The 18604-nt window shown below is 67.9% G+C and carries 16 protein-coding genes, 1 tRNA gene and 2 rRNA genes (1 of these 19 only partly in view); 8 read left to right on the top strand and 11 right to left on the bottom strand.

Annotated elements, in window-relative coordinates:
- Positions 1-112 precede the first annotated feature (112 nt).
- The 7 genes from B9N97_RS15125 to ykgO all read right to left on the bottom strand — a co-directional run bounded on the left by B9N97_RS15125 (position 113) and on the right by ykgO (position 7202).
- Entirely contained in the window at positions 113-859 is a 747-nt protein-coding gene (locus tag B9N97_RS15125; protein ID WP_085087955.1) for a DUF72 domain-containing protein, read from the bottom strand.
- The gene (locus tag B9N97_RS15120) at positions 859-1836 is read right to left on the bottom strand and encodes a cation diffusion facilitator family transporter (protein WP_085087953.1); all 978 of its coding nucleotides are present in this window, start codon (positions 1834-1836) and stop codon (positions 859-861) included. Before B9N97_RS15120 ends, B9N97_RS15125 begins: the two co-directional genes overlap by 1 nt.
- Before the next feature lie 93 nt (positions 1837-1929).
- Positions 1930-2637 carry a phosphatidylcholine synthase gene (gene pcsA / locus B9N97_RS15115; protein ID WP_085087950.1) on the bottom strand — a complete coding sequence of 236 codons (708 nt, stop codon included), beginning with the start codon at positions 2635-2637 and terminating at the stop codon, positions 1930-1932.
- A gap of 203 nt (positions 2638-2840) precedes the next feature.
- Entirely contained in the window at positions 2841-4166 is a 1326-nt protein-coding gene (glcF, locus tag B9N97_RS15110) for a glycolate oxidase subunit GlcF (protein ID WP_085087947.1), read from the bottom strand.
- A gap of 17 nt (positions 4167-4183) precedes the next feature.
- Positions 4184-5365, bottom strand: coding sequence for a glycolate oxidase subunit GlcE (glcE, locus tag B9N97_RS15105; RefSeq protein WP_085087944.1), 1182 nt, complete (start codon positions 5363-5365; stop codon positions 4184-4186).
- Between the two features lie 16 nt (positions 5366-5381).
- Positions 5382-6869 carry an FAD-linked oxidase C-terminal domain-containing protein gene (locus B9N97_RS15100; protein WP_085087941.1) on the bottom strand — a complete coding sequence of 496 codons (1488 nt, stop codon included), beginning with the start codon at positions 6867-6869 and terminating at the stop codon, positions 5382-5384.
- A 207-nt stretch (positions 6870-7076) separates the two neighbouring features.
- On the bottom strand, positions 7077-7202 hold the full coding sequence (gene ykgO, locus B9N97_RS15095; protein WP_012973122.1) for a type B 50S ribosomal protein L36: 126 nt from the start codon (positions 7200-7202) through the stop codon (positions 7077-7079).
- 685 nt (positions 7203-7887) lie between these two features.
- Between ykgO and B9N97_RS15090 the strand changes: the two genes are divergently transcribed.
- From B9N97_RS15090 to tyrS, 8 genes are all read left to right on the top strand, one after another.
- A complete protein-coding gene (locus B9N97_RS15090) occupies positions 7888-8856 on the top strand; it encodes a tripartite tricarboxylate transporter substrate binding protein (protein WP_085087938.1) in 969 nt (322 codons plus the stop codon).
- A gap of 97 nt (positions 8857-8953) precedes the next feature.
- Entirely contained in the window at positions 8954-9655 is a 702-nt protein-coding gene (locus B9N97_RS15085; protein WP_085087935.1) for a response regulator transcription factor, read from the top strand.
- Complete coding sequence (locus B9N97_RS15080) at positions 9652-11076, top strand: sensor histidine kinase (protein WP_085087932.1); 1425 nt, start codon at positions 9652-9654, stop codon at positions 11074-11076. The genes B9N97_RS15085 and B9N97_RS15080 overlap by 4 nt, the downstream gene beginning before the upstream one ends.
- A 106-nt stretch (positions 11077-11182) precedes the next feature.
- Positions 11183-11401, top strand: a complete 219-nt coding sequence (locus B9N97_RS15075) for a hypothetical protein (RefSeq protein WP_085087930.1) — start codon at positions 11183-11185, stop codon at positions 11399-11401.
- A 42-nt stretch (positions 11402-11443) separates the two neighbouring features.
- Entirely contained in the window at positions 11444-12004 is a 561-nt protein-coding gene (locus B9N97_RS15070; RefSeq protein WP_085087927.1) for a cytochrome b, read from the top strand.
- Between the two features lie 105 nt (positions 12005-12109).
- On the top strand, positions 12110-13030 hold the full coding sequence (gene radC, locus B9N97_RS15065; protein ID WP_085087925.1) for a RadC family protein: 921 nt from the start codon (positions 12110-12112) through the stop codon (positions 13028-13030).
- 116 nt (positions 13031-13146) lie between these two features.
- Positions 13147-13806, top strand: a complete 660-nt coding sequence (locus B9N97_RS15060; protein WP_085087922.1) for a YcbK family protein — start codon at positions 13147-13149, stop codon at positions 13804-13806.
- Positions 13807-14021: 215 nt separating this feature from the next.
- Entirely contained in the window at positions 14022-15269 is a 1248-nt protein-coding gene (gene tyrS, locus B9N97_RS15055) for a tyrosine--tRNA ligase (protein WP_085087919.1), read from the top strand.
- A gap of 15 nt (positions 15270-15284) precedes the next feature.
- On the opposite strand, the gene B9N97_RS15050 is transcribed toward tyrS, so the two are convergent.
- The 4 genes from B9N97_RS15050 to B9N97_RS15035 all read right to left on the bottom strand — a co-directional run.
- Positions 15285-16235 carry an MBL fold metallo-hydrolase gene (locus B9N97_RS15050; protein WP_085087916.1) on the bottom strand — a complete coding sequence of 317 codons (951 nt, stop codon included), beginning with the start codon at positions 16233-16235 and terminating at the stop codon, positions 15285-15287.
- Between the two features lie 195 nt (positions 16236-16430).
- A tRNA-Met gene (locus B9N97_RS15045) sits at positions 16431-16507 on the bottom strand.
- Positions 16508-16584: 77 nt separating this feature from the next.
- Positions 16585-16700: ribosomal RNA gene (gene rrf, locus B9N97_RS15040) — 5S ribosomal RNA — on the bottom strand.
- Between the two features lie 145 nt (positions 16701-16845).
- Positions 16846-18604 (bottom strand): 23S ribosomal RNA (locus tag B9N97_RS15035) (it continues 986 nt past the right edge of the window).

Genomic DNA, 18604 nt, shown 5'->3' with positions numbered 1-18604 from the left:
CCTTGATCGGGGGCGTTTTGCCGCAGCATAGCCTTGCAACAAAGCACTGTCTCGGTCGTGCTAGAGGGTCATCCCAATGGAGAGTCCGCCTATAACCGGGAGTTTCCCGGCGTCAGGCGGCGGGCGGTTCCATTCCCAGCCGTGCCATGGTCGCCAGCGCGTCGTCCACCGCGTGGAAGTCGGCGGTGTTGTCGAAGACGCACCAGACCGGCCGCAGCGCCGCCTCCGCCGACAGCCGCTCGGCCAGCGCGTCCAGCACCGCCGGCTCGTAGGCGGAGCGGTAGATCACCGGCGAACCGTGCAGCCGCCAATAGCGTAGCCCGTCCCAGCCGCCCGGCTCGCCGGCCCCCGGGACCGGGGCGGGATCGGCGGCGACGCGGGCGACCCTGTGGGCGGCCAGCAGCGCCTCGCCGGCGTCGGTGAACCAGGAGGCGTGGCGCGGCTCGCACACCACGTCGCCATCGAAGCGGGCGCGCAGCAGGGCGAAGAAATCCTCCGCCACCCCGCGGTCGAAGCGCAGGCTGGGCGGCAACTGCACCAGCAGCGGACCGAAGCGGTCGCCCAGCATCCCCGCCTCCGCCAGGAAGCGGTCCAGCGCCGTCTCGACGCCGGCCAGCCGGGCCTCGTGGCTGATCGCCTTGGGCAGCTTCACCGCGAAGCGGAATCCCAGCGGGGTGGAGGCCGCCCAGCGCGCCCAGGTCTCCGGCTTGTGCGGGCGGTAGAAGCTGCTGTTCACCTCGGTCATCGGCATGACGCGGGCGGTGCGTTCCAGATGGGTGCCCTCGACCGGGAAGGCCGGGGCCGAGAGCCTGGGGATGCTCCAGCCGGCGGTGCCGATGCGGATCGGGTGCGCCGCCATCACTCGGCGGGAAGCCCCTGCCCCCCTTGGACCATCGGGGCGGTTCCATCACCCTCCTGACGGCCGCGGCGGGCGCGCAGCGACTCGGCCTCGACGAAGATGCGGCGGATGATCGGGTATTGGCTGCGGATGCGGCTTTCCAGGGTGCAGACGGCGTCCTCCACCTCGCGGGCGTTCAGGCTGTCCTGGAACTCCACCGACAGGTTCAGCAGCACGTCGTCGGGGCCCATATGCATGGTCAGCACGTCGAGCGGGCGCTTCACCCGCGCCTCCTCGCCGACGATGCGGCGGATGCCGTCGACGATGCGGCGGTCAGCCGACTCGCCGATCAGCAGCCCCTTCGACTCGTAGGCCAGCAGCGCCGCGACGATCGCCAGCACGACGCCGATGGCGATGGACGCATAGGCGTCGTAGATGGGATTGCCGGTCACCTCGCCCAGATACAGGCCGATGCCGGCGATCAACAGGCCGATCAGCGCCGCGGTGTCCTCCAGCAGGACGACGAAGACCGACGGGTTCTTCGAGCGGTGGAGCGCCGACAGGATGCCGACGCCGCTCTGGGTGCGGCGGAACTCGCGCAATGCGACGAACCAGGAAAAGCCTTCGAACAGCACGGCGAAGCCCAGCACGGCGAAATTCACCCAGGGGCTTTCCACCGGCTCCGGATGGGACAGGGCGTGCCAGCCGTCATAGACGGACAGGCCGGCGCCGATGCCGAACAGCAGCACGGCGACCACGAAGGACCAGAAATAGACCTCGCGCCCATGGCCGAAGGGATGCTGCGGCGTCGGCGGACGGCGGGCGCGGCGGATGCCGTAGAGCAGCAGAAGCTGGTTGCCGCTGTCGACGACGGAGTGGATGGCCTCGCTGAACATGGCGGCGCTGCCGGTCATCGCGCTGGCGACGAACTTGGTCAGCGCGATCATCAGGTTGCCGCCGAGCGCTGCGAGCACGACCTTGGTGGAGCCTTCGGCCAAAACGGGAACCCTTCGCTGGAGCGGATGCCGGACTGCGCAAGTGCAACGTCCGCCGGCCGTCCCGGTTCCCCCGAAACTCCCTTCAGGCCTTCATCAGGGACCGCGCAGGGTCCGCCAGGCGCAGACCGCGGCGTAATAGACGGAGGTCGCCAGCCAAAGGCCGAACAGCCAGCCCGGCCGCGCCGGCCAGATCACCACCAGCGCGATGCAGCAGAGCAGCCAGACCGTGGTCACCGCGATGTTCAGCGGCATCAACGCCTTGACGCGGAAGGGATGCAGGAACTTGACCGTGGTGAAGGTCAGCAGCCCCAGCAGCACCACCACCGCCGCATTGAACCAGGGGCTGAGATCGAGCAGCCAGAAATAGAGCGCCACCACGTTCCAGATCGCCGGGAAGCCGACGAAATAATTGTCGCCGCTCTTCATCCCGACATTGGCGAAGCAATAGAGCGCGGTCAGCAGGATCCAGGCGGCCAGCGCGATGCTGATCAGCCCCTCCGGCAGCAGGCCGAAGCGGTGCATGAACACCGCCGGCACCACGACATAGGTCAAATAGTCGATCACGAGGTCGAGCGCCGAGCCGTCGATGCCCGGCAGCACCTGCTTGACCGAGACGCGGCGGGCCAGCGTGCCGTCGACGCCGTCGACGACCAGCGCGATGCCCAGCCACATCAGGCACAGCTTGGCGTCACCCGCCGCCGCCGCCAGCAGGCCGAGCAGCCCCAGCACGGCGCCGCTGGCCGTGAAGATGTGAACGCCCCAGGCCGACAGGCGTTGGGTGATTCCGTAAGCGGCGCTCATCGGGACGTTTTCCGTGGGTGGCAAGGACAAGGTGATGACCTGAAGGGGGCGGGGGCTGGGAGGATGGGCGGAGAAGCGGGCGGATTTTCTGACACAGATGAACGCAGATAAACACAGAATTGTGGGGGTACGAAACCCCCCGGCACCGCCTACGCCACCGCCTCCCCCTGCCCCACCCCTGGCCCCGCCCCTTGCTCCACCCCTCAGGCCGCCCGCGCCCCGCCCTGGCGGAAGGCGGCGCGGCCGGCCAGCGCGTCGGGCAGCGGGCCGCCGGTCGCCCAGTCCAGCAACTCCACCGTATGGACCACCGGCAGGCCGGTGCCCGACGCAATCTGCGTGATGCAGCCGAGATTGCCGGCCGCCACCGCCTGGGCCTGCGTGCTTTCGATCGCTGCGACCTTGCGGTCGCGCAGTTCCCCCGCCAGTTCGGGCTGCAGCATGTTGTAGGTGCCGGCCGACCCGCAGCAGAGATGCGCGTCGGGAATCTCCTTCACCAGGAATCCGGCGGCGCGCAGCAGGGCACGCGGCGGCTCCTTGATGCGCTGGCCGTGCTGCATCGAACAGGCGGAGTGGTAGGCGACCGCTTGGCCCGTCTCCACCACCGGCCGGGCCAAGCCGATCTCGTCCATCAGTTCGGTGACGTCCTTCGCGAGATCGGCCACCCGCGCCGCCTTGGCGGCATAGGCGGAGTCCTCGCGGAACATATGGCCGTAATCCTTGACGCTGGTGCCGCAGCCGGACGCGTTGATGACGATGGCGTCCAGCCCTTCGCCGTCGATCTCCCTGGTCCAGGCGTCGATGGTCTTCTTCGCGGCGGCATGGGCGAGGTCCTCCTTGCCCATGTGGTGCGTCAAGGCGCCGCAGCAGTCGGCACCCTTCGACACCACGACCTCCACCCCGTGGCGGGTCAGCAGGCGGATGGTCGCCTCGTTGATCTGCGGCGCCAGCACCTGCTGGGCGCAGCCGATCAGCAGGGCCACCCGCTTCTTGCGCGGCCCCTGTGCCGGATGCGTGCCCGGCCGGTCGCTGTAGCTCGGCGCCGGGACGCTGGACGGGGTCAGCGACATCATGGCGGACAGGCGCTTGGGCAGCAGGACGCGGAAGGGCCGGCCGAGCGACGCGCCCAGCAGGGCCATCCGGAACAGCCGCGGATTCGGCAGCACCCGCGCGATCAGGTCGCGCACCGCGCGGTCGGCCGCCGGGCGGGTATGGGTCGCCTCGATATGGGTGCGGGCGTGATCGACCAGATGCATGTAGTGGACGCCCGACGGGCAGGTCGTCATGCAGGACAGGCAGGACAGGCAGCGGTCGATGTGCTTGACCGTGCTGTCGGGCGGCGGACCGCCTTTCTCCAGCATGTCCTTGATCTGGTAGATGCGGCCCCGCGGACTGTCCAACTCGTCACCCAGGATGGTGTAGGTCGGGCAGGTCGCGGTGCAGAAGCCGCAATGCACGCATTTGCGCAGGATCTGGTCCGAGTCGCGGATCGCGGCATCGGCCAGTTGGGCCAGCGAGAAGTTCGTTTGCATCGAGATCGGTCTTCCCGTTACAGCCCCGCATACATGCGGCCGGGGTTGAGGATGCCCTTGGGGTCGAAGCTTTCCTTGACCCGGCGGCTGAGCGCCATCAGCGGCTCGGGCAAGGGCTGGAACACATCGGTCGCCGCGCGCACCGCCTCCGGCGCCCGCACCAGCGTGGCATGGCCGCCGGCGGAGAGGGCGGCGCGGATCGCCGTGCCCGAGTCGGGCGGCGCCGCCAGCCAGACCAGCCCGCCGCCCCAGTCATAGAAGACCTCGACGTCGAGCGTGCGGCGGATGGCCTCGACCGTGGACGGGCCGGCGGAGGGAGGGACGGAGAGTTTCCAGAGGTGGGTGTCACCACCGGCGCCCTCCCCCAACCCCGCCCCATCCCGAACCTCACGCCAGAGCGCCAGCGACCCGTCGCGGCCCAGCACGGCGTCGGCCCGCAGTTCTTCGCGCAGCATGGTGACGCGCGCGGCGACCGAGGGGCCGAAGCCCTCCAGACGCACCAGCGTCACCGCCCCGCCCGCTCCCGCCACCTCGAACACAGCCGACCGCGCGGCGGCCGCCGCCGGCAGATGGGCGGCGCCCGACACCTCGTAGGGGCTGCGCAGCGCGCGGTCGAGCATCGCCACCGCCGCCGCGTCGTCCAGACCGAACAGCAGCAGGGTCGCGGTGTCCTCCGGGGCCGGCAGCACCTTGACCGTGATCTCGGTGAGCGCGGTCAGCGTGCCGAAGGAGCCGGCCATCAGCTTCGGCACATCATAGCCGGTGACGTTCTTCACAACCTTGCCGCCGCCCTTGTAGGCCTCGGCCCGGCCGCTGACCCCGGCGATCCCCAGCGTGTGGTCGCGGGCCGATCCCGCCGAGATGCGGCGCGGCCCGGCCAGACCGCTGGCGACCAGCCCGCCGAGAGTCCCCCCTTCGGGCGGCTCGAAGGCCAGATGCTGCCCGCGGTCCGCCAGCATGGCGCGGATGCTGTCCATCGGCGTGCCGGCCAGCGCGGTCAGCACCAGCTCCTCCGGCTCATAGGCGATGACGCCGGACAGGCCCGACAGGTCGAGCGCGTGGCCGGCCTGCACCGGGCGGCCCAACCCGCGGCGGCTGCCGCTGCCCAGGATTTCCAACGGCTCGCCGGCCGACAGCGCCCAGCGCACCGCGTCGGTCACCTGCGCGGCGGTCTCCGGCTTCAAGGTGGTGATGGTCATGGCGGTGGGCTGCCCCTCAGAAGCGCGGGATGTCGGGGAAGCGCAGTTCCCCCTGGTGGACGTGCAGCCGGCCAAGCTCGGCACAGCGGTGCAGCGTCGGGAAGACCTTGCCGGGGTTCAGCAGGCCGTCGGGGTCGAAGGCGCATTTCAGCCGCTGCTGCTGCTGCAGATCGGCCTCGTCGAACTGGTCGGTCATCAGGTCGCGCTTCTCCACCCCCACCCCATGCTCGCCGGTCAGCACGCCGCCGACCTCGACGCACAGGCGCAGGATGTCGTTGCCGAACTCCTCCGCCGCCTCCAGCTCGCCCGGCTTGTTGGCATCGTAGAGGATCAGCGGGTGCAAATTGCCGTCGCCGGCATGGAAGACGTTGGCGACGCGCAGGCCGCAGCGGTCGGACATCTCCTGCATCCGTTGCAGCACCAGCGGCAGCGCCTTGCGCGGAATGGTGCCGTCCATGCAGTAGTAGTCCGGGCTGATCCGCCCCACCGCCGGGAAGGCGGCCTTGCGCCCGGCCCAGAAGGCCAGCCGCTCCTCCTCGCTCTTCGACACGCGGGCATAACAGGCGCCCTTGTCGCGGGCGATGGCCTCGACCCGGTCGATCAGGTGGTCGACCTCCGCCGCCGGGCCGTCCAGCTCGACGATCAGCAGCGCCTCGACATCCAGCGGATAGCCGGCATGGACGAAGGCCTCCGCCGCGTGGATGGCGGGGCGGTCCATCATCTCCATACCGCCGGGGATGATGCCGGCCGCGATGATGGCGGCCACGCAGTCGCCGCCCTGCTCGCTGGTCGGAAAGCCCAGCAGCACCGCGCGGGCGGTCGCCGGCTTCTTCAGGATGCGCACCGTGACCTCGGTCACCACGCCCAGCAGCCCTTCCGACCCGGTGATGATTCCCATCAGGTCGTAGCCGCCGGCGTCCAGATGCTTGCCGCCCAGCCGGATGACGGTGCCGTCCATCAGCACCATCTCCAGCCCCAGCACATTGTTGGTGGTCAGCCCGTATTTCAGGCAGTGCACGCCGCCGGAATTCTCGGCGATGTTGCCGCCGATGGTGCAGGCGATCTGGCTGGACGGGTCGGGGGCGTAATAGAAGCCCTCATGCGCCACGGCGTTGGAAATGCCGAGGTTGGTCACCCCCGGCTGCACGGTGACGCAGCGGTTGGCATAGTCGATGTCGAGGATGCGCTTGAACTTGCCCATCCCCAGCAGCACGCCGTCGGCCAGCGGCAGCGCCCCGCCGGACAACGAGGTGCCGGCCCCGCGCGGCACAACCTTCACCCCCATCGCCTTGCAGGCCTTCAGGACCTGCGACACCTGCTCCACCGTGCTGGGCAGAACGGCGACCATCGGCAGCTGGCGGAAGGCGGTCAGGCCGTCGCACTCATAGGCGCGCAGCTCGTTCTCGTCGACGATGACGCCCTCGCCCGGAACGATGGCGCGCAGCGCCTCCACGATCTCCCGGCGGCGGGCAATCACCCCGCTGTCCGGCACCGGCATCTTCATGGCGGGCGGTCCTTATCCCGTTGCGGCGAACTCGTCCGCCACACGTACCATCCGCCGCGATCCTAATACAAGACGATGCAGTTCCCGATACCGAAGCCCCAAAACGCAAGAGCCGCACCCGAAGGCGCGGCTCTTGCGTAAACACCCGATGACGGAGAGGCTGGGCGCGATGCCCGGCCTCGCAGTCGATCGACCCTTGCGGATCGATCAGCCCTGGCGGGCCTTGAAACGGGGGTTCTGCTTGTTGATGACGTAGACGCGGCCCTTGCGGCGGATCACGCGGCAGGCCTTATGGCGCGTCTTCATCGACTTCAGGGAGTTGACGATTTTCATGATGCTGTTCCTGAACGCTCGGCGGCTCGATTGAAGGCGCGCACCATAGTGCGGTGCCCACCAACTGTCAACGCCTGGGAATGGGCCGGAATGCCGTCCTTTTCCGTCGGTCCGCCGCCGCCCGTTCCGCCCCCCTTCCGCCGCCCGCGGCCCATCCGGCGCGACGACCGCGAGTACCGGTGAATGCATCGCATATCACGGACCGATAAAGATTTCATTGCCTTCGCGAATAAAGGGAAAAACCCCGGCCGCAAGACGCCAAAGCATATTGGGCGGCCGCAACTCCGCGTTAAGGGCCGCCGGCGACCGGGCGGCGGAAGACGACTGTCCGCCGACGATTCTCGACTTCAGGCGGCAGGTAACAGGAAAGCAAAATATTCGGACTTCACCGGCATATCCGCAGTACATATTTGGAAAACCCTGTCCCTGCCATCAATCATACCCGAACTTCTGCGGTGTATTGACGCGATGACGCCAAACCATATGCTTCAGCATTGAAGGATTGTTCTTGCTGAATTAGGAACAATCCCAGATATTCCGCGGCAGCCGGACCGTCGCCGTGCGCGATTACAGCGAACCCGCCGGAATGGCTGCCGTTTTGTGCCGAATCGGCCCGGATGCCACCCCTTGCCCTCGGCAAGCCGCCTCCGGCCCGCCCGCGCGGCGCATCGTCGAAGGGGGGACCATGACGTTCTGGAAAGCTCTGACCCTGGCATCCGTGGCCGGCGCCCTGTTCCTGTCGGCGACGCATGCCCGGGCGGCCTATCCGGAGAGGCCGGTTACGATGATCGTCGCATTCGGCACGGGCGGCGGCACCGACCTGCTGGTCCGTGCGCTGGCGCCCATCCTTGAAAGGCATCTGGGCAACGGCGCCCGGATCGAGGTGGTGAACAGGCCCGGCGCCGGCGGCGAGATCGGCTTCGCCGCCATCGCCGACGCAACCCCCGACGGCTACACCATCGGCGCCATCAACTCGCCCAACGTCAACGCCATCCCGATCGAGCGTCAGGCCCGCTATTCGCTGGACCGGCTCGACCCGCTCTACAATCTGGTGGACGATCCCGGCGCCTTCGCCGTTCATCAGGACAGCCCGTTCCATTCGCTGGCCGACGTCGCCGCCTTTGCCAGGGTCAACCCCGACAGCATGACGGTCGGCACCACCGGCATCGGGTCCGACGACCATCTGGCGATGCTGATGTTCCAGCGTCAGGCCGGCGTGACCTTCACCCATGTGCCCTTCCAGGGCTCCGCCGCCAACGAGGCGGCGCTGGTCAACAAGAAGATCATGCTGAGCGCCGTGAATGTCGGCGAGGCGATGGAGTACAAGAAGAAGGACCGGATCCGCATCCTGGGCGTGATGACCGAGCGGCGGCAGCCGCAGGTGCCGGACATTCCCACCTTCACGGAGCAGGGATTCCCCACGCTGATGTCGTCGCTGCGCGGCATCGCCGCCCCGCGGGGCCTGCCGCCCGACGTGCGGGCGAAGCTGATCGACGCGCTGGCCGGCGCCACCAGGGATCCGGCCTTCCAGGCCAGGATGACGGAGCTGTATCAGCCTCTCCGCCTGCTGCCTCCCGACCAGTACGCCGCCGAACTGGCCCGATCGACCAAGGCCCTGCGCGACCTGTGGGCCACCGCGCCCTGGCTGAGGTGAAGCCCGCCCTGCCCCCATCCCGCCTTGCTTGCAGTCGCCGGACAAAAGGCGGAGAGTCGCGGCCACCGCACCCCGCCCACGGCTCCGGACCTTTCCCTTGCGGCTTCTGCTGATCGAAGACAACCGCCGGCTGGCGTCCCTGACCGCCGAGGGGCTGCGCAAGGCCGGATTCGCCGTCGACCTCGTCCACAGCGCGGAGGATGCGTCGGACGCTCTGGCGGTCGCCGGGTTCGACGCCGTCCTGCTCGACCTCGGCCTGCCCGATGCCGACGGGCTGACGCTGCTGTCGGCGCTGCGGGCGCGGGCCGACACCACCCCGGTGCTGATCCTGACCGCCCGCGACGGGGTGGACGACCGGGTCCGGGGCCTGAACCTGGGGGCCGACGACTATCTGCTGAAGCCCTTCGCGCTGGAAGAGCTGGTGGCCCGCATCCGCGCCCTGCTGCGCCGGCCGGGGGCGGCGCTGGGCATGGTGCTGCAGCAGGGGAACGTCGCCTTCGATTCGGCCGCCCGGCTGGCAACCGTCGCCGGCCGGCCGCTCGACCTCAGCCGGCGCGAGTTGGACGCGCTGGAACTGCTGCTGCGCCGCGCTGGCCGGGTGGTGTCGAAGGCGGCGCTGGAAAACGGTCTCTACGGCTTCGGCGACGAGGTCGGGTCGAACGCGGTCGAGGTGCTGATCCATCGGCTGCGCAAGCGGCTGCAGGCCGCCGGCGCGACGGCCGGCGTCCAGACCCTGCGCGGCATCGGCTACATCCTGACCGAAACCCCGGCGGAGGCCGGTGGCGAGAACGGCGAATGAGCGCCGGCGCGAAGGAGCACCGCCCGCCGTCCCTGCTGGCGGCCATCGCGCGCTGGCTGGTGCTGGTCACGCTGCTGGCGGTCGCCACCACGGCGCTGCTGCTCTATGTCGAGTTCAAGGGCACCCACGACCGCATGCGCCAAAGGACCCTGTCCGGCGTCGCCCGCGTGATCGAGAAGGCGGTCCGCGGGCCCGATGAGAGGCTGAACACCGAACTGCCCGAGTCGGTGCGCGCGATGCTGCGGGTGAATGCCGCCTCCTTCGCCGTGGTCGACGGGGATGGCCGGCTGCTGCTCGGCTCCGACGGGGTGGACGGCCCGCTCGACCCCGGCGCGACGGACCGGCCGCACAGCGTCTTCCGCGTGCCGGCACAGACTGGGGAACCGCCGCTCTACGGCCTCAGCCACCGCATCACCGTCGGCGGCCGGCCCTATTGGATCCAGGTGGCCTCCGGAGAGGAGGAACTGCACATCGAATGGCTGCTGGAGGAGTTCGTCGAGCATTTCGGCTGGATCTGGCTGCCCTTCGCCCTGGTGCTGATCCTGGTCAACCTCGTCATCATCCATCGCGGCCTGCGCCCCCTGCGCCGCGCCTCGGCCCGCGCCGCCGCCATCGGGCCGGACAGCGTGTCGGAACGGCTGCCGGAACAGGGCATGCCGCGCGAGGTCCTGCCGCTGGTCCGTGCGGTCAACCAGGCGCTGGACCGTCTGGAGGCCGGATACGAGGCCCAGCGCGGCTTCATCGCCGACGCCGCGCACGAGCTGCGCACGCCGCTGGCGGTGCTGGACGCCCATCTGGCGCTGATCGGCAGCCCCGGCGCCCCGATTCGCGAGGATGTCGCCGGCATGGCCCGGCTGGTCGACCAGCTTCTCGATCTGGCCCGGCTGGACGCCCTGCGCATCGCCCCCGACGAGACGGTCGATCTGGCCGGACTGGCGGTGGAGGTCTCGGCCCATCTCGCCCCGCTGGCGCTCGGGCAGGGGCGCCTGATCGAGGTGGTCGGCGACGACCGGCCGCGGCCGGTGCGCGGCGCCCATGATCCGCTCTTCCGCGCCCTGCGCAATCTGGTGGAAAACGCCGTCTGCCATGCCCCGGCCGGCAGCACGGTCAGCGTGGAGCTGGCGGTTTCGGCCGCCGGTGCGCCGGTGCTGCGGGTGATCGACCGCGGCCCCGGCATTCCGCCGGACATGCGCGCCCATGTGTTCGAACGCTTCTGGCAGGGTGGCCGCGACCGCACCGACGGCTCCAAGGGTGCCGGGTTGGGCCTGTCCATCGTCGCCCGCACCATGGCGGCGCATGGCGGCAGCGTCTCGGTCGAGGACACTCCCGGCGGCGGCGCCAGCTTCACCCTGCACTTTCCGCCTATGCAGCGGCGAACCGACGCAGGACGGCCGATCCCCGCTGTCTCCGGCGCCCCGTAAGCCACATGTAAGCTTGGCAGGATAGACCGGTGGGGATTGTCCCTCCTCGGGCCGCGCCGGCGTGACCGGCCCCGGCCCCCAACCGCTCCTGCCAGGATGACCGCCGATGCTGTCCGCCACCTCCTCCGCCTCCCTGCCGTCGATGCCGTCGCCGCTGCAGAGCCGCCCGGCAACCCCGCCGGCCCCCACCGGGATCGACAGCGACGGCGACCGGGACAACGACACCCGCGAGAGCGCCGCCGCCCAGGCCGCCGAGTCGCGCGGGTCCGCCCCCGGCCTGCCGGCCGACCCCAACCGCGGCCGTACCCTGAACATCACCGCCTGAACGGAGGCGTGCTTCGGCCGCCTTTCCACCGGAGTCCGTCCGATGCCCAACACCTACAGCGCAACCCAGAAAACCCTGCACTGGCTGATCGCCCTTCTGATCGTCGGCGTCTATCTGCTGACCTACGGCGAGGGCTTCTATGAACGCGGGGATCCGATGCGCGCCACGATCTGGTGGCTCCACATCTCCTTCGGCCTGTTGCTGCTGGGGCTGGTGCTGGTGCGGATCGGGTTGCGTTTCACCCGCGGCACGCCCGAGCTTCCGCCGGAGATGACGCCGGTCGAACGCGGCGCCTCCCAGGCCGTCCATCTCGGGCTCTATCTCCTGATGCTGGGCATCCCGCTGGTCGGGGTGGTGCTGACCTGGCTGCGTGGCGACACGCTGTCCTTCTTCGGCCTGTTCACCATCCCCTCCCCCGTCGAGGCCGACCGCACGCTCGGCCGCTCGGTGAAGGAAATCCACGAGCTTGGCGCCAACCTGATCCTGGCGCTTGCCGCTTTGCATGCGGCAGCGGCGCTGTGGCACCACTTCGTCCGCCGCGACGGCGTCCTGGCCCGCATGCTGCCCGGCCGTGGCAACGAACAGCCCGGCCTCGCCGACTGAACCAGAGGCGCCGAAAGGCTTTCTCTACCCGCGCGAGCGCAACCCCTGTGCGCTCGCGCGATCAGACGCTATAGTCGTCTCCATACAGATGCATGGCGATGACCGATGGCAGGACGCAGGACGGCAGGACAGGCTTCGGGTGGGAGCGGCCGGAAGGCTCGCGGAACGGCGGGCAAGGACGGCGGTGCGCAGATGGACGACGCCGGCGGGAGCGCCGGCCTCCTGCCCTTCCCCGACCTGCTGTCGTCCCAGATCGATGCCGCCACCGATACCGCCACCACCGGACCCCTGCCCGCCGACCCGGACGGCGGGACGGAGGACGGGGCGGAGGACGGCGATCCCCATTACCTCGACCACCGCAACCGCCTGCGCCGCCGCTTCCTCGACCGCGGCGCCGACGCGCTGGAGGATTACGAGCTGCTGGAGATGGTGCTGTTCGCCGCCAGCCCGCGGCGCGACGTGAAACCACTGGCCAAGCTGCTGATCCGGACCTTCGGCGACCTGTGGGGGGTGGTCAACGCCCCGCCCGAACGGCTGCGCGGCCTGAAGGCGGAGGGCGTGTCGCTCGGCACCGACAACGCCGTCGCCACCGTGCGCATCGTCGGGGCGGCGGCCCTGCGCGCCCTGCAGCAGCGGGTGATCGACCGGCCGGTGCTCGCCTCCTGGCAGGCGCTGATCGACTATTGCGCCGCCGCCATGGCGCACGAGCCGACGGAGCAGTTCCGGCTGCTGTTCCTCGACCGCAAGAACAAGCTGATCGCCGACGAGGTGCAGCAGCGCGGCACCATCGACCACACCCCCGTCTACCCGCGCGAGGTGGTGAAGCGGGCGCTGGAGCTGTCGGCCGCCGCCGTGATCCTGGTGCACAACCACCCTTCCGGCGACCCCACCCCCAGCCGCGCCGACGTCGAGATGACCAAGGAGATCGTCCGCGCCGGCAACGCCGTCGGGCTCGTCGTCCACGACCATCTGGTGATCGGCAAGGGCGGCCGGCACACCAGCTTCAAGGCGCAGCGCCTGCTTTGAAGGCCCGGCACTCCTGCCTGCCATGCAGCCGCGCCATGCGCCGACACTTTGCATTTGCGAATCGGTCGCCATTTTGTTGACCTGACGGTGCCCTGCCGAAGGAATCGACCGACCGCATGTCCTCTTCGCCCTTATCCCTGAAGCGCCGCAGCCTGTTGATCGGGTGCGGCGCGCTGGTTCTGATGTCCGACCGTGCGCTGGCCGCCCCCGCCGCGCCGCGCCGTCTCAGCCTGAAGAACCAGAACACCGGCGAGAGTTTCGACGGTCCCTATCGCGACGCCTCCGGCCCGCTGCCCGACGCGATGGCCGATCTCGCCAAATTCCTGCGTGACCACCACGCCAACAAGGAAGGGCCGGTCGACGTCGGCACGCTCGACTTCCTGGCCGACATCCTGGAGGCGGTGGGCCAGTCCAAGGCGACCATCCTGTCGGCCTTCCGCACGCCGGAAACCAACGCCATGCTGGCCGCCCGCAGCCTGGGGGTGGCGGAACACAGCCAGCATCTGCTGGGCCGCGCCCTGGACGTCACCCTGCCGTCGCGCCTACCCGACGCGCACCGCAGCGCGCTGGACCTGAAACGCGGCGGCGTCGGCTGGTATCCGCGCTCGCATTTCCTGCACATCGACACCGGGCCGCTGCGCAGCTGGGAAATGTTCGGCCGGAACCTGGACGGGCTGTTCGCCCCCGGCGCCCGCAGCCCCCGCCTGCGCAGCGTATCGCAGCGCATGCAACTGCACCGCGCGCTGGCCCGCCGCCAGATGCTCGGGCGGAAATGAAGGATACGGGGTGGATCTTTCCGGCATGCCGGTGTAGGGAAGGCGCCATGATCGACCACATCGCCCTCACTGCCCCGATGTATTATCCGCCGCTCGCATAGCGCGGCGTCGATCGGTCATACCCGAAACCATGCCGTCGCAAGTCCGGCGGCCATGGTTCTCTCCCCATACAGAGACAGTCTCCGGACGGCCCGGCCAACCGTAGAGACGTCCCGATGCCGACCAACTCCAGTGCCGCCGATTTCCTGCGCATCCTGCGCGACCGCGGTTTCCTCCACCAATGCAGCGACCCGGCCGACGATTTGGCGGGCCTCGCCGCCGCGGCGCCGGGCGGGGTGCTGACCGCCTATGTCGGCTTCGACGCCACGGCGGCCAGCCTGCATGTCGGGCATCTGCTGTCGATCATGGCGCTACGCTGGCTGCAGCGCACCGGCAACCGCGCCATCGTCCTGATCGGCGGCGGCACCACCAGGATCGGCGATCCCAGTTTCCGCGACACCACGCGCCCGATGCTGGACGACGCGCAGATCGCCGCCAATGCCGCCGGGCTGCGCAGCGTGTTCGGCCAGTATTTGACGTTCGGCGACGGTCCGACCGACGCCATCATGGTGGACAACGCCGACTGGCTGGACGGGCTGGATTACGTGCCCTTCCTGCTCGACGTCGGCCGCCATTTCACCATCAACCGCATGCTGAGCTTCGAGTCGGTGCGCCAGCGGATGGAGCGCGAACAGCCACTGACCTTCCTGGAATTCAACTACATGATCCTCCAGGCCTATGATTTCCTGGAGCTGTCGCGGCGCCACGGCTGCCTGCTGCAGATGGGCGGGTCGGACCAGTGGGGCAACATCGTCAACGGCATCGAGCTGGCCCGCCGGGTCGACCGGCGCGAGCTGTTCGGCCTGACCACGCCGCTGCTGACCACCGCGTCGGGCACCAAGATGGGCAAGACCGCCGGCGGTGCGGTCTGGTTGAACGCGGATGCGCTGCGCCCCTTCGATTTCTGGCAGTTCTGGCGCAACACCGAGGATGCCGATGTCGGCCGCTTCCTGCGCCTGTTCACCGAACTGCCGCTGGACGAGATCGCCCGGCTGGAGCGGCTGGAAGGCGCCGAGATCAACGAGGCGAAGATCATCCTGGCGACGGAGGCCACCCGCCTGTGTCATGGCGCCGTGGAGGCCGAACGGGCGGCGTCCGCCGCCGGCAGCCCCTTCGCCCCCGGCGGCGACGGTCTGCCGGAGATCACGTTGCGGCGTCAGGTGGGGAGCGACGGCGTTCCGCTGGTCGATGCGCTGGTGGCGGCCGGCCTGTCGGCCTCCAAAGGCGCGGCGCGCCGCCTGATCCGCGACGGCGGCGCCCGTCTGGACGGTCAGCCGGTGACGGACGAGGCGGCGACGCTCAGCGCACCGGCCGTTCTGTCGGCCGGCCGCAAGCGCCATATCCGCCTGATCGTCACCGCCTGATGGGAAACGGTGGCGTCAGCCCTCCAGCTGGCGCCACATCTCCATATCGCGCTCGGCGGTCCAGATGCGGGGATCGACGTGGCCGGTCGCCTCGTCATAGGCGCGGGTGACGTTGAAGGGCATGCAATGGTCGAAGATCACCCAATGGCTGAACTTCGGCTTCAACGCGGCGTAGGTGTCCTTGTAGATGGCCCGCAGGTCCTTGCCCTCGGCGACGCCTTGCTTGACCAGTTCGAACAGCTCGCTGGTGAAGGCGCGGGTGCCGCGCAGCCCCTCCTGCACCTGCTCCGCCGTGGTCAGGGCGGCACCGCGGCCGGGTACCAGTTTCTCGGGCTTCAGCGCGGCGATGGCGTCGAGTGTCGCCGGCCAGTTGGTGAAATAGGCGTCTCCGCAATAGGGGGTGGCGCCATATTCGACGAGGTCGCCGGAGAACAGGATCTTCTGCTGCGGCAGCCACACTACCGTGTCACCCTTGCTGTGGCCACGGCCGAGTTGCAGCAACTGTACCTCCAGCGAGCCCAGCCACATCGTCATCTTGCCGCTGAAGGTGATGGTCGGCCAGGTGAGGCCGGGGACCGATTCGACGGCGCGGAACAGGCGGGGAAAGCGGCCGATCTCGCTCGCCATGTCGGCCTCGCCGCGCTCGACGATCAGGTCGCGAGTGTCCTCGCTGGCGATGATCTGTTCCGGCGCATAGCCCGACGCGCCAAGAACGCGCACCGCATGGTAATGCGACAGCACGACATGGCGGATCGGCTTGTCGGTGACCTCGCGGATGCGGCGGATGACGTCCTGCGCCATCACCGGGGTCGCCTGGGTGTCGATCACCATCACCGCATCGTCGCCGATGACGATGCCGGTGTTGGGATCACCCTCCGCCGTATAGGCATAGGCGTTGTCCGACAGCTTGTCGAAACTGACGGTCTTTTCGTCCAGATCGGCATGCGAGGCGAAGTTCTTGGACATCCGTTTTCTCCACAGGCGCGGCCGACACCCCCAACCCTCCGGGTGGCGCGGCCGTCATTGATCGGTTGGGCCAACCATATCGTTTCACTTGAAACCATGCAATGCGTTTGCGCCCGGACGCTGCGGTCGGGGGAGAAGAGATCCCGGAACAGCAAAAAGCCCGCGCTCCGGATGGAGGCGGGCTTTTCGGTGATTTGGTTGCGGGGGCAGGATTTGAACCTGCGGCCTTCAGGTTATGAGCCTGACGAGCTACCGGGCTGCTCCACCCCGCGGATGTTCTTGATATGGGGTGACGGACTGTGACGATGCAAGCTTATGCTTTGGATTGAGCGTCTCTTGAGCCTGAGTGACCTGGCGGCGACCTACTCTCCCACGTCTTAAGACGCAGTACCATTGGCGCGGAGGCTTTTCACGGCCGAGTTCGGGATGGGATCGGGTGTTTGACACCTCGCCATGACCACCAGGTCACCAAGGCTCAAGACCGACGCCTCATCCGAAGCATGTGCTTGTTCAGTGCAAGTGAGGGAGGATGTATCGAACGGCTGTGCGTGCTGTCAAGCTTGCTGTTTTGAGCAGGCTTGCTGCTGCGCATGGCGCGGTTTGTGGGGGTGAGATCAAGCCGATCGAGCGATTAGTAAGGCTTAGCTTCAGACATTGCTGCCCGTCCACATGCCTCCTATCGACGTGATGGTCTGTCACGGCTCTCAAGGGAGCTCTGGTTTAGAGGTGGGTTTCCCGCTTAGATGCTTTCAGCGGTTATCCCGTCCATACTTAGCTACCCGGCCATGCCACTGGCGTGACAACCGGTGCACCAGAGGTATGTCCATCCCGGTCCTCTCGTACTAGGGACAGATCCTCGCAAAACTCCGACACCCACGGCAGATAGGGACCGAACTGTCTCACGACGTTCTAAACCCAGCTCACGTACCACTTTAATCGGCGAACAGCCGAACCCTTGGGACCTGCTCCAGCCCCAGGATGTGATGAGCCGACATCGAGGTGCCAAACGACTCCGTCGATATGGACTCTTGGGAGTCATCAGCCTGTTATCCCCGGCGTACCTTTTATCCGTTGAGCGATGGCCCGTCCACGTGGAGCCACCGGATCACTATGGCCGACTTTCGTCTCTGCTCGACTTGTCAGTCTTGCAGTCAGGCGGGCTTATGCCATTGCACTCGACGAGCGATTTCCGACCGCTCTGAGCCCACCATCGCGCGCCTCCGTTACACTTTGGGAGGCGACCGCCCCAGTCAAACTACCCGCCATGCAGGGTCCCGGACCCGGGTAACGGGCCACGGTTAGATGCCAGAGACTTCAAGGGTGGTATTTCAAGGATGGCTCCACACGAGCTGGCGCCCATGCTTCCAAGCCTCCCACCTATCCTACACATGAAGTCCCTAGCACCACTGCAAAGCTGTAGTAAAGGTGCACGGGGTCTTTCCGTCTGACCGCGGGAACTCCGCATCTTCACGGAGAGTTCAATTTCGCTGAGTTGGTGTTGGAGACAGCGGGGAAGTCGTTACGCCATTCGTGCAGGTCGGAACTTACCCGACAAGGAATTTCGCTACCTTAGGACCGTTATAGTTACGGCCGCCGTTTACCGGGGCTTCAATTCAAGGCTTGCACCTCTCCTCTTAACCTTCCGGCACCGGGCAGGCGTCAGACCCTATACGTCGCCTTGTGTGGCTTCGCAGAGCCCTGTGTTTTTAGTAAACAGTCGCTACCCCCTGGTCTGTGCCCCCCGCCATGGCTTGCGCCACAACGGGGCCCTCTTCTTCCGAAGTTACGAGGGCAATTTGCCGAGTTCCTTCAACACCATTCTCTCAAGCGCCTGGGTATACTCTACCAGTCCACCTGTGTCGGTTTGGGGTACGGTCTATAAGGCGGGGCTGTTTCCTGGAACCGGTCCACAGCACGATCAATCCGATAAGATCGTACACGCTTTCCGATCCGTCACCTCCGCCAGGCCCACGAATATTAACGTGGTTCCCATCGACTACGCCTTTCGGCCTCGCCTTAGGGGCCGGCTCACCCTGCGTGGATTAACCTTGCGCAGGAACCCTTGGACTTTCGGCGACAGTGTTTCTCACACTGTTTGTCGCTACTCATGTCAGCATTCTCACTTCCGATACCTCCAGGCGGCCTCACGGACACCCTTCGCAGGCTTACGGAACGCTCCGCTACCACGTGATCAAAGATCACATCCGCAGCTTCGGTACACGGCTTGAGCCCCGATACATTTTCGGCGCAGGCCGGCTTAACTAGACCAGTGAGCTATTACGCTTTCTTTAAAGGATGGCTGCTTCTAAGCCAACCTCCTGGTTGTCATGGCCTTCCCACATCCTTTCCCACTTAGCCGTGATTTGGGG

Origin of the sequence: Azospirillum oryzae (assembly GCF_900177515.1) — a bacterium.
In the GTDB taxonomy this organism is placed as follows: domain Bacteria; phylum Pseudomonadota; class Alphaproteobacteria; order Azospirillales; family Azospirillaceae; genus Azospirillum; species Azospirillum oryzae_A.
Note: the sequence above shows the minus strand (reverse complement) of the source record. Positions and strands in the feature narration are given on the sequence as shown.